Below are 12,062 nucleotides of genomic sequence, written 5' to 3' on the forward strand. Positions count from 1 at the left end.
TATGCCTCGCGGGATGCCGGCCTGTTCATGTCGCCTGTGTCAGCTCAACCGATCTGCAGGACCGTGTCGGACACGAACGAGTGTTCGGGTACCGGCAGGTTGGTCGGCGCAGGCCCCACCCGGATGCGACCGGACGTGTCGTACTCCGAGCCGTGGCACGGGCAGAACCAGCCGCCGAACGGGCCCCGGTTGTCGGTCGGCTTGTTGCCAAGCGGCACGCAGCCGAGATGGGTGCAGTTGCCGCCTACGACCAGCCACTGCTCCTTGCCCGCCGTCACCCGCTCCGCATCGGTCTGCGGGTCCTTGAGCTGCTCGATCGGAACGTCCCGGGCTTCCTGGATCTCCTCGGCCGTCCGATGGCGAACGAAGGTCGGCTTGCCCCGCCACATGACGGTGATGCCGACGCCTTCAGGGATCTGGGACAAATCCACCTCGGTGGACGACAGCGCCAACACGTCGGCCGACGGATTCATGCTGTTGATGAGCGGCCAGACCAGCGTAGCTCCGCCGATGGCCAGGGCTGACCACGTGACGACGTCGAGCACGTCGCGCCTGGTAGCGCCGCCCTCGCCGTGTCGAACCGTCGAATCGGCCATGTGAATGCGCCTCTCCATGGGGCAAGTGCAGAAAAGTGGCCGGAAGATACGGAGCGCCATCCGCCCCGACAAGCGACGATCGGTCGCACAAGTCCATGATGCTGTTCGGAAATTTCCAGATGTGTGAATCACTCCAGGGAGGCTACCCTCCAGACGTCGGGCTCATGCCGGTCGAAATCGCCCTGTTCCAGCCCGACCAGGCCGGCAATGTCGGAGCCGCCGCCCGGCTGGCGGCATGCCTGGACCTCCGCCTCCACCTGATCGAGCCCTGCGGCTTCCCCCTGGACGACCAGCGGATGCGCCGGGCCGGGATGGACTATCTGGACCTGGCGGCCCTTTGCCGCCACGCGGACTGGCCGGCGTTCCTGCGTTGGCGGGCGGGTTCGGATCCGCCGCGTCGGTTGGTCCTGTTGAGCACGCAGGCGACGCAGCGCTACGACCGGTTCGCGTTCCGGGCGCATGATATTCTCCTGCTGGGCAGCGAGAGTGGCGGCGTTCCGGAGGATGTCCGCGCGCAGGCCGATCAGCAGGTCCGCATCCCCATGCGTCCCTCGGCGCGTTCATTGAACGTGGTGGTGGCGGCGGCCATGGTTGCCGGCTATGCCGCCACGCAGACGGGGCTGTTGGATCGGATCGAGCGGGAACGGATGACGTGACGAAGCAGGAGGAAGAAGGCGAACGGGCCGCTGCCTGGTTCCAGGACCTGCGCGACCGGATCTGCGCCACATTCGAGGCGATCGAGGCGGAGTTCGACCCTGCTTCGGTCCCGGCCCGGTTCGAGCGACGGCCCTGGCAGCGACCTGGCGGCGGCGGCGGCGTCATCAGCCTGATGCGCGGGCGGGTCTTCGAGAAGGTCGGCGTCAACGTCTCCACCGTGCACGGCAGTTTCGCACCTGAGTTCGCCAAGGCGATCCCGGGCGCGGCGGAGGATCCGGCCTTCTGGGCCTCTGGCATCTCGCTCGTGGCGCACATGACCAACCCGCACGTGCCGCCCGTCCACATGAACACCCGGCACATCGTCACGACCAAGCGCTGGTTCGGCGGCGGCGCCGACCTGAACTCGATCTTTCCGGTCGACGAGGACACCGCCGATTTCCATGCGGCGCTGAAAGGTGCCTGCGACAAGTTCGATCCCGGCCGCTACGACCGCTACAAGGCATGGGCCGACGAGTACTTCTTCATCCCGCATCGTGGGGAACCGCGCGGGGTGGGCGGTATCTTCTACGACTATCTGGAAGACGATTTCGACCAGGACTTTGCCTTCACGCGAGAGGTCGGGCTGGCCTTCCTCGACGTCTACCCGCGCATCGTCCGGCGCCGGATGCACCAGCCCTGGACCGAGCAGGACCGGCAGGTCCAGCAGGTGAAGCGCGGGAGATACGTGGAGTTCAATCTGGTCTACGATCGTGGCACCCAGTTCGGGCTGAAGACCGGCGGAAACCCGGAGGCGGTGCTCATGTCGCTGCCGCCGTCCGCCGCCTGGCCCTGATACCTTCCCGTCTGCCCCAACGAGGCATCAACATGGATATCGAGCGCATCCCGCCGGGGAAGAACCCTCCCCACGAAATCAACGTGCTGATCGAGGTGCCGCTGCGCTCCGATCCGATCAAGTACGAGTACGACAAGGAGACGGGTGCGATCTTCGTCGACCGTTATCTCTACACGACGATGTTCTATCCCTGCAATTACGGCTTCATCCCGAACACCCTGTCCGACGACGGCGATCCGCTGGATGTCATGGTGGTCGGCCGCATGCCGGTCATGCCCGGCGCGATCCTGCCGTCGCGGCCGATCGGCGTGCTGAAGATGGAGGACGAGGCTGGCATGGACGAGAAGATCCTCGCCGTGCCCAACAACAAGATCACGCCGATCAACAGCAAGGTGCACAACTATCTCGACATCCCGGAGATCGACCTGCTCCGGATCCGTCACTTCTTCGAGCATTACAAGGACCTTGAGCCCAACAAGTGGGTCAAGGTGATCGGCTGGGGCGACGTCGACGAAGCCAAGGTCGTTATTCAAGAATCAATCGAACGTGCCAAGAATTTCAAGATTTCGAAAGGTTCCTGACAGAATCCTGTTACTACGGCACAATAGTCATGGGCCTTGACTGCTAGGCTCGTATCCCCAACACTGAGAATGGTCAGTAGCGGTTCACCGGCCATTCTCGGTTCGGCGGAGACCAAAAGCCGGTGTCCCTTTCCCCCTTCGCCAGGGAGGATCACCGTGCAACGACATATCGTTCCCCATGTGGTGACGGGCGAGCAGCAGCTGGCCATGCTGCCGAGGGCTGCAAGCGTGGCCGAAGCAGCCAAGCTGATGCATCGGCGGCAGATCAGCGCGGTCATGATCGTGGAAGAGGGCCAACTGCTCGGGATCTTCACCGAGCGTGACCTCTCGCGGTGCATCGCCATGTGCCTGGAGCTGCCGTCGATCCCGCTGGGCCTGGTGATGACCCGCCGCCCGAAGACGATCCGCCCGGACGAGACGGCCATGCAGGCCCTGGCCCGGATGCAGGAGGGCAACTTCCGGCACCTCCCGGTGGTCGACGGTACGACGGTGGTCGGGATGGTGTCGGCGCGCGACCTGTTCGCGTCCGTGCGCCGCGAACTGGAGCAGGACGTCTGCGCCCGCCAGTCCTTCGTCAAGACCGAGAGCTACGAACTGGCCCACGCCGCGGTCTGAGGCGGCTCCCGCGGTCTCTTCTCCGCGCCGCAGGGCTTCGGATCGATTGGACGCGCCCCACATCAAGGCGTCACGTCGTTCCCATGAAGGACCGTCCCATGCCGCTCTCGATGTACCAGGCGTCCGTCCCGGTCTTCATCCGCCATCTCCGAAACCTGTCGGAGATCCTCAAGAAGGCCGTCGCGCACGCCGAGGAGCGCGCCGAGGCGCCTTCGCTGCTCATCGAGGCCCGCCTGGCGCCCGACATGTTCCCGCTTGCCCGGCAGATCCAGAGCGTCAGCGACACGTCCAAGGGAGCGGCGGCCCGACTGGCGGGGGTCGAGGTGCCGAGCTTTCCCGACACGGAGACGACGTTCGATGAACTGCAGGACCGGATCAGGAAGACGATCGCATTCCTGGAAAGCGTGCCGGCGGGGAAGGTCGAGGGCAGCGAGGACCGCGAGGTGATCCTGCGGCCGCGCGGCAACGAGATGCGCTTCAAGGGCCAGGACTACCTGCTCGACTTCGCGCTGCCCAACTTCTTCTTCCACGTCACGATCGCCTACGCGATCCTGCGCGAGCAGGGCGTGCCGATCGGGAAGATGGACTATCTGGGGAGCTTCTGAGCGTCCGCTCGACGTTCATCCGTCTGTCGTGGTCCGCCGAAGCGGGCACGACAGACGGCAACGCCAGCTCAGAGCCGCGCCTGGATCGCGGCCACGTCTACGGCCTGGAAGTCGGACGACAACTGGAACTCGTCGGATGCCTTCTTCACCGCCGCCTGGTCGAACTGGTTGGCTGCGGCGGTGTAGTCGTTCTTGCAGACGTCGCCCGACTTCATCTCCTTGGTGATCTGCTTGATCCTGTAGATGACGTCGAAATAGCCCTGCCACTGGGCGAGATCGTGCCAGCCCCAGCCCTGGCGCTGGTCCCAGGGGCCGCGGAAGACCTTGGCCAGCTGCATCATTGATTCGGTCGCGATGTCGGGCTTCAGCGTGCTGGCCAGGGCCGGGAACTGTTCCAGCACGATCTGGGTGGCGGCGCGGGGGTTCTGGTGGCCGAACTCCAGGCCCATCGCCCAGGCCTTGAAGTAGGCCTCGTAGAGCGGCTTCTTCGCGGCATCGGTCAGGTCGGCCGCGCGGATGACGAAGGTGTTGGCCGGGAACTTCGAGAACTCGTAGGGCAGGATGTAGTCGAAATCGAGGCCCTGGCCGAACCACTGGGCGCGCAGGCCTTCCCAGCACAGGGCCGCATCACCCTGGCCCTGCTGCAGGGCGGGACCCCACAGGCCACCGGCTTCCGCGTACTCGACCGATGTCGGATCGACGCCGACCTGGGCCAGCATCGGGTCGACGATGGCCTTCCAGCCGATCGAGCCCAGGAGGATCTTCTTGCCGGCCAGGTCGGTGGCCGAGGCCGGCTTCTTGCCCTTCTGGAAGGCGAAGCTGAACACGTCGTAGGCGCCCATCTGGAACGCCGATACGAGCGGCATGCCCTGTTCCAGGCCCAGCGAGAACACGCCGGGGCTCGGGAATCCCACATCGGCCTGGTCCTGGTCGACCAGCTTGATCGTGGCGGTGGCTTCCATGGGGCCGGGCTCGAGCGTGGTCTCGATGTCGCCAAACCAGCCGAACTTCTGGGCGACCCAGTAGGGATAGTCGTCCAGCACCTCGATGGTGCCGCGCGGGCTGACCCAGCGGACGGTGCCGGTGGCTTCCTGCGCCATCAGGAACCTGGGTACTGCCATCATCCCGGCGGCAGCCAGACCGAGTCCGACGAATTGACGCCTGTCCAGACCGAACATCGGCATTCCCCTCCCATGCGCCGCCGTCAGGATTCCCAGCCGGCGTATTTCTTTCCAAGCCAATAGAAGAAGACGTAGATCGAGATGCCGATGATCGCCAACAGCACGATGCAGGCGAAGAACTGCGGCATCTGGATGAGCGAGCTGTAGTAGGTCAAACGGTTGCCCAGGCCGAAGCTGCCGCCGACCATCTCCGCGCCCACGGCCGTGAGCAGACCGAAGATCGAGCCGATCATCAGCCCCACGATCACCATCGGCATCGCCATGGGGATGCGGATCTTCATGAAGATCTGCAGGGTGGACGCGCCGAAGCTGCGGGCGAGCGCGATCTTGGCAAGGTCGGTGCGGCGAAAGCCGGTGGCGGAGTTGATCATCACCATCGGACCGGACGCCAGCGCAACGGCGATGATGCGCGGGCTGTAGCCGAAGCCCAGCTTGAGGATCAAAAGCGGGACCAGCGCCAGCATCGGCGTGGTGACCAGGAGGAGGATATAGGGTGCGATGATCCGCTCCAGGAGCGGGAACTGCGTCACCAGCACCGCCAGGAGGAAGCCGATCACGCCGCCGATCGCGAAGCCGGACAGGAGTTCCACCAGCGTGTGCCCGACATGCGGGGCGAGCAGCGGGAAGTCCGTCACCAGCGCCATGCCGATCAGGCTGGGGGTCGGCATGATGTAGGTCGGCACCTCGTAGAAGCGCAGCAGGAACTCCATCCCGCCGATCAGGGCAATCGCCACGAAGGCGATCAGCGCCCATTCCCGGCTGGACTTGATCAGGCCGAGCTGCCCGGCCACGCCGGAAAGATTGCCGACACCCGCGACCTCGGAGCCAGGCTGTTTCTCGAAGCTCGGGATCTTGTCGGCGAGCTGGCGGTCGACGGTGGCCATGCGGCTGCTTCTTCCGGTCAGGCGGCGCGGGCGGGGGCTTTGTGCTCGATCGAGCGCTTGATCTCCGCGACCAGCTCCACGAAGTGCGCCTCGCTCTGCACTTCCAGCGGTCGGGGACGCGGGATGTCGACGTCGAAGACCTTGGAAAGGCGGCCTGGCCTGGCCGACATCACATAGACCCGGTCGGCGAGGAACACCGCCTCGGGGATCGAGTGGGTGATGAAGACCACCGTCTTCTTCGTCTCCAGCCAGATCTCCTCGATGAGGAGGTTCATCTCGTCGCGGGTGAACGCGTCAAGCGCGCCGAACGGCTCGTCCATCAGGAGCAATGACGGGTCGACCGACAGCGCGCGCACGATGGAAGCACGCTGCTGCATCCCGCCGGACAGCTCGCGGGGAAACTTGGTCTCGAAGCCGCTCAAGCCCACGCGGTCGACCAGACCACGGATCCGGTCATGGGCCGGCGCCTGCTTTCTTATCTCGAACGGCAATTCCAGGTTCTTCTGGAGCGAGCGCCAGGGCAGCAGGTTCGCTTCCTGGAACACCATCGCGATCTGCGGCGAGGGACTGACGACCTCCTGGCCGTCCAACAGGATCTTGCCGGACGAGAGCGCATGGAGGCCGGCCATCGACCAGAGCAGGGTGGACTTGCCGCACCCGGACGGCCCCACCACGCAGATGAACTCGCCGTCGAACACGTCCATCGAGAACCGGTCGAGCGCATGGGTTCGGCCGGTCGGGGTGTCGTAGAACTTGCCCGCCTCCTGGACCGACAGCTTGGGGCGGCGCGACGCGACGCTGCTCATCTAGCCTTCCCCGATGCCGGCCCGTATGCGGTGCCCGCCATGTTGTGATGCACGCTTCCCCTCATGGAATGTGAAGGTCGCAACAGCCGGGCCGGCTCGTCAAGACAGTCTGACAAGAATTGCCTCCCGGAGACCGCTTGTCAGGACAGGGCGGGTGCGACTCCGCATGGCATGAAGGAAGACTTCCGCTGCTCCCGTCCCTGCGTGGACAGGGCATGGGAAAGCCCACCAAGTAAGGTCGCTGCCCATTTCCGCTTCCTGCCATGCGACTATTGGAAATGTTCCGGTTGACGGCAGGCAACATCCACCTTCTGTATACACGCACGCGCGAATGCATGAAGCAGAGGCACCATGGCGATGAAGGCCGTCTTTATGGCTCTAGGACGTGCTTTATCGTCGGCCTCCGCCGTTGCAGCGGATCAACTGTCCCTGGCAGGAATGTCAGGAAGCAGCGTCGGGGCACCCTGACGCCCGACGGCCACCTGATTCCCGGGCTGATGAAAAGGGCTGCCAATCGTTCGCCTCCGTCGACAACGACACCTTCGACCATTGCTACGCGGAGGCAGGACCGTCGGCCCGCTCGGTCTGTGCGCGCCTCCTCCGCCGGAAATGACCTCCGTCCCGGCTGCGGCCTCGGCGGGTCACGCTGCACCCGCTAACCTGGTGGCCCACCATCGGGCGCCGGACCACGCAATCCATCCACCGGGAGCAATCATGGCTCGTTCATCCGTTATCGTCGCCACCCTGGCCGTTCTGTGCGCGCCGCCCGCGCTGGCAGCCGAGATGCCCGATCTCGTCGGCACCTGGACCGGCGTCGGGCCAGCCGTCAGCGTCAGCGATGGCTGGCAGACCGACCGCCCGGCCACCCTGGTCATCACCGAGCAGCAAGGTGCGGTCTTCAAGGGACAGTATATGTGGCCCAACGACGAGGAGCCGACGGTCGGCGTGATCAGGCAGGACGGCAAGACCATCCTCACCAGCGGCACGCTCGGCAGCAACCTCCATATGCTGACCGGGCCGGATGAGATGGAAGCCTGCTACATCGAGGGTGGCGACGACGCGATCGCGGTCTGCCGGATCCTGAAGCGCACGAAGTAGGCGCCACGCCAGCGTCCGATGTTGCGGCCGGATGCGCTTCGCCTACGATCCGCCCGTGGATCTTGGGGGAGGATGCGGCATGGCACCGGTGAAGGTACTTGTGGTCGGCGTGGGCAACATGGGGGTGAGCCACGCCAAGGCCTACCAGAAGCTGGACGGGTTCGAGCTGGTCGGCCTGATGAGCCGGACCATCAAGGCCAGAAAGGACAAGCTGCCCGCCGAGCTGCAGGGCGTGCCGCTCTTCGAGGACTATGAGGAGGCGCTGGCGGCAGCGAAGCCGGATGCCGTTTCAATCAACACCTACCCCAATACCCATGCCGAGTTCGCGATCCGGGCCATGGAAGCCGGCGCGCACGTGTTCATGGAAAAGCCGATCGCGACCACCCACGAGGACGCCCTCCGGGTGGTCGCCAAGGCCAGGGAGACCAACCGCAAGCTGGTGCTGGGCTACATCCTGCGGGTGCATCCGGCCTGGGCAAAGTTCGTCGAGATCGGCCGCACGCTCGGCAAGCCGCTGGTCATGCGGATGAACCTGAACCAGCAGTCGTCGGGCGAGGCCTGGCCCTGGCACAAGGCGCTGATGGAGAGCCTGACCCCGATCGTCGACTGCGGCGTCCATTATGTCGACGTGATGTGCCAGCTGACCCGGGCCAAGCCGGTGCGCGTCCACGGCATCGGCGCGAAGCTCTCGTCGGAAACGAAGGTGCAGAACTACGGGCACCTCCACGTCCAGTTCGATGACGGCTCGGTCGGCTGGTACGAGGCAGGCTGGGGCCCGATGATGTCCGAGGTGGCCTATTTCGTGAAGGACATCGTGGGGCCGAAAGGCTCGGCCAGCATCGCCTACAAGCCGCAGGAAGGGCAGAGCGAGGCGAAGCCGGACAAGATCTCCGACAGCGCCGACATCGACCAGCACACCAAGACCAACGCTATCAAGCTGCACCACGCCGAACTGGACGAGAACAACCACTTCAAGCGGCCGGACGAGTGGATCTCCACCGAGGACGAGCCGACGCACCAGGATCTGTGCGACCGCGAGCAGGCATGGTTCCTGAAGACGATCGTGGAGGACATCGACCTGACGGAATCGATGGACGACGCGGTCAACAGCCTGAAGATCGTGCTGGCGGCGCAGCAGTCGATTGACGAGAAGCGGGCGGTGGAGCTGTGACATCAGTGGGCAGTGCCACTGTGAAAAACGCACAGCCGACACCGATCCGCGATCAAGCAAAGGCCCGCCAGGTTCTTAACGAGCACTATCCTTTTAAGTGCTGCGCGGTGTGCGGCTTACAACTCGCCACCTGCTTGACCGTCGCCCACCTTGACCACGACGCCGGGAACAATTCTCCCGACAACTTGGCCCGTCTATGCCAGACGCACCATTGGATGTATGATGCTGGGCTGTATCCGCTGGAGGCGATCAGGCCCCTACAAGCTCATTGGCAAGCCGTTCGTGGCGAGCCAAGTCATAAGGCCAGGATGAAGGATGCCGGCGCAAAGGCAGCCCTCACGCGAAAGCGGAGCGCCGCCGCCAGAAAGGCTGCCGAGACGCGCCGGCTCAATGCCACGAACCCGTGAAGGTCAGCGCATAATAATGGTCAAGAATCTTCAGATCACAATCGTCTACTAGCGCATCGCTGATCTAGCCGCCTCCGGTACTACCCCAACTTCAAATTGGGACGCTATTGACCAATTGCCGTCGAGCCGATTGACCAAGTACGTTCACTATTTGGCTGGAAGTACGATTGATGCGCTCGGTTGCGGCGCATCAGTGACGATCGCGCGCTATGATCATTGCCAGCGGCAAGCCGCCGTTGCGCTTGCCGCTCCCTCTCGAATCCGACATCTAAAGCCCCAGAATCGAACAGGCCGCCTCCTAGCGGAAGCGGCCTGCCGAGATACTGCGTCAGTGCCCAGTTACGGGCGTGGCATGAACGACGTCAGTCAGTGGCTCACGAGGAACGTGATCGACGTCACCACAGTCGTAACGGACACCCGAACGCTCGACATCGGATCACCTCCTTTCCTGGTTGCTAACTGCCCCCAGTCAGACATGCGTGGGATGGCTTGTCAACGCAGGAGGACAGCCTGCGGCCTTTCCGGATGCCGGAGAGGCCGCTATCTGCTCTTTGCGCAACAGGCCCTGGGGAGGCGCCGGCATGACGAAGGCTTACGTGGCCGGGACCCTCGATACGAAGGGCCCGGAGATGCGCTACCTGCGCGACCTGATCCAGGCAGCGGGCGTACCCGCCGTGCTGGTGGATGTCGGGACCGCCAGCGGCGGCGAAGGCGCTGATGTCACGGCGCGCGAGGTGGCGGCGTGCCATCCCGGCGGCGAGGCGGCGGTGTTCACCGGCGACCGGGGCAGTGCCGTCGCGGCCATGGCAGACGCGTTCGCGCGGTTCGTGGCGGGCCGGCAGGACCTTGGCGGGCTGATCGGCGGCGGCGGGTCCGGCAACACCAACATCGTGTCGGCGGGGATGCGGGCGCTGCCGGTGGGCGTGCCCAAGCTGCTGGTCAGCACGCTGGGGTCGGGTGACGTGCGGCCCTATGTCGGCGCGTCCGACATCTGCATGATGAACGCAGTGACCGACGTCCAGGGGATCAACTCGATCAGCCGCACCGTGCTGGGCAATGCCGCCCATGCGCTGGCCGGGATGATGAAATGGTCCATCCCTGTCCCTGCCCAGGCGGACAGGCCGGCCGTGGCGCTCTCGATGTTCGGGGTGACCACGCCCTGCGTGCAGGCGGTGGCCAAGGCGCTGGAGGACCGGTTCGACTGCCTCGTCTTCCATGCGACCGGCGCAGGCGGCCAGGCGATGGAGAAGCTGATCGACAGCGGGCTGGTACGCGCGGTCATCGACGTGACCACCACCGAGATCGCCGACGAGCTGGTGGGCGGCATCCTCTCGGCCGGCCCGGAACGGCTGGACGCGATCATCCGCACGCGCACGCCCTGGATCGGCTCGGTCGGGGCGCTGGACATGGTGAATTTCGGGCCGCGGGCTAGCGTGCCGGCGAAGTTCGAGGACCGGCTGCTCTATGTCCACAACCCGACGGTGACGCTCATGCGGACGACGCCGGAGGAGAACACCCGGATCGGCCGGTGGATCGTGGGGAAGATCAACCGGATGGAAGGGCCGGTCCGGTTCTTCCTGCCGCTGGGCGGCGTCTCGGTGATCGACGTGCCGGGCATGCCGTTCCACGATCCGGCGGCCGACCAAGCCCTGTTCGACGCGATCCGGTCGGGCTGGCAGGAGGCGCCGAACCGGCGGCTGGTCGAACTGCCGCATGCGCTGAACGACCCGGCCTTCGCCCAAGCACTGGTCGATGCATTCCACGAGATCACTGGCTGAAGAGACATCCATGCCCCGTTTCGAACGTTCAGCACTGCTCGAGCGCTTCCGCGACCTCGTGGCGAAGAAGATCCCGATCGTGGGTGGCGGCGCCGGTACCGGCCTGTCCGCCAAGTGCGAGGAGGCCGGCGGGATCGACCTGATCGTCATCTACAATTCCGGGCGCTACCGCATGGCCGGGCGCGGGTCGCTGGCCGGCATGCTGTCCTACGGCAATGCCAACGACATCGTCGTCGACATGGCACGCGAGGTGCTGCCGGTCGTGAAGAAGACGCCGGTGCTGGCGGGCGTGAACGGCACGGACCCGTTCATGATCCGCGACAAGTTCCTGCGCGACCTGAAGGACATGGGCTTTTCCGGCATCCAGAACTTCCCGACCGTCGGCCTGTTCGACGGGCGGATCCGGGTGAACCTGGAAGAGACCGGGATGGGCTACGGCCTCGAGGTGGACCTGGTCCAGGCGGCGCACGAACTGGACATGCTGACCACGCCCTACGTGTTCAACGAGGACGAGGCGGTCGCGATGACCAAGGCGGGGGCCGACATCATCGTCGTCCATTTCGGGCTCACCACCGGCGGGACCATCGGGGCGGAGACGGCGGTGACGCTGGAGGAGACGCCGGGGCTGATCGACCAGTGGGCGAAAGCGGCACGAAAGGTCCGCAAGGACGTGATCGTCCTTTGCCATGGCGGGCCGATCTCGGAGCCTGAGGACGCCCAGTACGTTCTGTCCCGCACGAGCCACTGCAACGGCTTCTACGGTGCCTCCTCGATGGAACGCCTGCCGACCGAGCGGGCGCTCACCGAGCAGACCAGGAAGTTCAAGGCGGTCACCTTCGGCGGGTAGACGA

General features: G+C 65.1%; 13 protein-coding genes. 9 read left to right on the forward strand and 4 right to left on the reverse strand.

Features of this window, described 5'->3' with window-relative positions:
* Positions 1-44: 44 nt before the first annotated feature.
* Positions 45-596, reverse strand: a complete 552-nt coding sequence (gene petA, locus VHL31_RS26125; RefSeq protein WP_329664182.1) for a ubiquinol-cytochrome c reductase iron-sulfur subunit — start codon at positions 594-596, stop codon at positions 45-47.
* A gap of 119 nt (positions 597-715) precedes the next feature.
* On the opposite strand from petA, the gene VHL31_RS26130 reads away from it, so the two are divergent.
* From VHL31_RS26130 to VHL31_RS26150, 5 genes are all read left to right on the forward strand, one after another.
* On the forward strand, positions 716-1,252 hold the full coding sequence (locus VHL31_RS26130) for a tRNA (cytidine(34)-2'-O)-methyltransferase (RefSeq protein WP_329664183.1): 537 nt from the start codon (positions 716-718) through the stop codon (positions 1,250-1,252).
* Positions 1,249-2,085 (forward strand): oxygen-dependent coproporphyrinogen oxidase, encoded by an 837-nt coding sequence (gene hemF, locus VHL31_RS26135; RefSeq protein ID WP_329664184.1) that lies wholly within the window; start codon positions 1,249-1,251, stop codon positions 2,083-2,085. The genes VHL31_RS26130 and hemF overlap by 4 nt, the downstream gene beginning before the upstream one ends.
* A 32-nt stretch (positions 2,086-2,117) precedes the next feature.
* Entirely contained in the window at positions 2,118-2,666 is a 549-nt protein-coding gene (ppa, locus tag VHL31_RS26140; RefSeq protein WP_329664185.1) for an inorganic diphosphatase, read from the forward strand.
* A 156-nt stretch (positions 2,667-2,822) separates the two neighbouring features.
* Positions 2,823-3,281, forward strand: a complete 459-nt coding sequence (locus tag VHL31_RS26145) for a cyclic nucleotide-binding/CBS domain-containing protein (protein WP_329664186.1) — start codon at positions 2,823-2,825, stop codon at positions 3,279-3,281.
* Positions 3,282-3,379: 98 nt separating this feature from the next.
* The gene (locus VHL31_RS26150; protein WP_329664187.1) at positions 3,380-3,886 is read left to right on the forward strand and encodes a DUF1993 domain-containing protein; all 507 of its coding nucleotides are present in this window, start codon (positions 3,380-3,382) and stop codon (positions 3,884-3,886) included.
* Positions 3,887-3,954: 68 nt separating this feature from the next.
* Here VHL31_RS26150 and VHL31_RS26155 read toward each other — a convergent pair whose 3' ends face one another.
* Genes VHL31_RS26155 through VHL31_RS26165 form a run of 3 tightly spaced genes read right to left on the reverse strand, consistent with a single transcriptional unit; the run spans position 3,955 to position 6,757 of the window.
* Positions 3,955-5,064 (reverse strand): ABC transporter substrate-binding protein, encoded by a 1,110-nt coding sequence (locus VHL31_RS26155; protein WP_329664188.1) that lies wholly within the window; start codon positions 5,062-5,064, stop codon positions 3,955-3,957.
* 26 nt (positions 5,065-5,090) lie between these two features.
* A complete protein-coding gene (locus tag VHL31_RS26160; RefSeq protein ID WP_329664189.1) occupies positions 5,091-5,951 on the reverse strand; it encodes an ABC transporter permease in 861 nt (286 codons plus the stop codon).
* A 17-nt stretch (positions 5,952-5,968) separates the two neighbouring features.
* Positions 5,969-6,757, reverse strand: a complete 789-nt coding sequence (locus tag VHL31_RS26165) for an ABC transporter ATP-binding protein (protein WP_329664190.1) — start codon at positions 6,755-6,757, stop codon at positions 5,969-5,971.
* A 714-nt stretch (positions 6,758-7,471) separates the two neighbouring features.
* Here VHL31_RS26165 and VHL31_RS26170 point away from each other — a divergent pair.
* The 4 genes from VHL31_RS26170 (at position 7,472) to VHL31_RS26185 (ending at position 12,058) form a co-directional block, all read left to right on the forward strand.
* Positions 7,472-7,855: a hypothetical protein gene (locus VHL31_RS26170; protein ID WP_329664191.1), complete on the forward strand. Its 384-nt coding sequence runs from the start codon at positions 7,472-7,474 to the stop codon at positions 7,853-7,855.
* 79 nt (positions 7,856-7,934) lie between these two features.
* Positions 7,935-9,026 carry a Gfo/Idh/MocA family oxidoreductase gene (locus VHL31_RS26175; protein ID WP_329664192.1) on the forward strand — a complete coding sequence of 364 codons (1,092 nt, stop codon included), beginning with the start codon at positions 7,935-7,937 and terminating at the stop codon, positions 9,024-9,026.
* Between the two features lie 988 nt (positions 9,027-10,014).
* Positions 10,015-11,211: a Tm-1-like ATP-binding domain-containing protein gene (locus VHL31_RS26180; RefSeq protein WP_329664193.1), complete on the forward strand. Its 1,197-nt coding sequence runs from the start codon at positions 10,015-10,017 to the stop codon at positions 11,209-11,211.
* 10 nt (positions 11,212-11,221) lie between these two features.
* Positions 11,222-12,058 (forward strand): phosphoenolpyruvate hydrolase family protein, encoded by an 837-nt coding sequence (locus VHL31_RS26185; protein ID WP_329664194.1) that lies wholly within the window; start codon positions 11,222-11,224, stop codon positions 12,056-12,058.
* The last annotated feature ends 4 nt before the right edge of the window (positions 12,059-12,062 follow it).

It is taken from the genome of Geminicoccus sp. (assembly GCF_036263595.1).
In the GTDB taxonomy this organism is placed as follows: Bacteria; Pseudomonadota; Alphaproteobacteria; order Geminicoccales; family Geminicoccaceae; genus Geminicoccus.

Coding starts and splice junctions, on each gene's coding strand:
- petA (WP_329664182.1), bottom strand. CDS start 596: ATGGCCGATTCGACGGTTCGACACGGCGAGGGCGGCGCTACCAGGCGC.
- VHL31_RS26130 (WP_329664183.1), top strand. CDS start 716: ATGTGTGAATCACTCCAGGGAGGCTACCCTCCAGACGTCGGGCTCATG.
- ppa (WP_329664185.1), top strand. CDS start 2,118: ATGGATATCGAGCGCATCCCGCCGGGGAAGAACCCTCCCCACGAAATC.
- VHL31_RS26150 (WP_329664187.1), top strand. CDS start 3,380: ATGCCGCTCTCGATGTACCAGGCGTCCGTCCCGGTCTTCATCCGCCAT.
- VHL31_RS26155 (WP_329664188.1), bottom strand. CDS start 5,064: ATGTTCGGTCTGGACAGGCGTCAATTCGTCGGACTCGGTCTGGCTGCC.
- VHL31_RS26160 (WP_329664189.1), bottom strand. CDS start 5,951: ATGGCCACCGTCGACCGCCAGCTCGCCGACAAGATCCCGAGCTTCGAG.
- VHL31_RS26165 (WP_329664190.1), bottom strand. CDS start 6,757: ATGAGCAGCGTCGCGTCGCGCCGCCCCAAGCTGTCGGTCCAGGAGGCG.
- VHL31_RS26170 (WP_329664191.1), top strand. CDS start 7,472: ATGGCTCGTTCATCCGTTATCGTCGCCACCCTGGCCGTTCTGTGCGCG.
- VHL31_RS26175 (WP_329664192.1), top strand. CDS start 7,935: ATGGCACCGGTGAAGGTACTTGTGGTCGGCGTGGGCAACATGGGGGTG.
- VHL31_RS26180 (WP_329664193.1), top strand. CDS start 10,015: ATGACGAAGGCTTACGTGGCCGGGACCCTCGATACGAAGGGCCCGGAG.
- VHL31_RS26185 (WP_329664194.1), top strand. CDS start 11,222: ATGCCCCGTTTCGAACGTTCAGCACTGCTCGAGCGCTTCCGCGACCTC.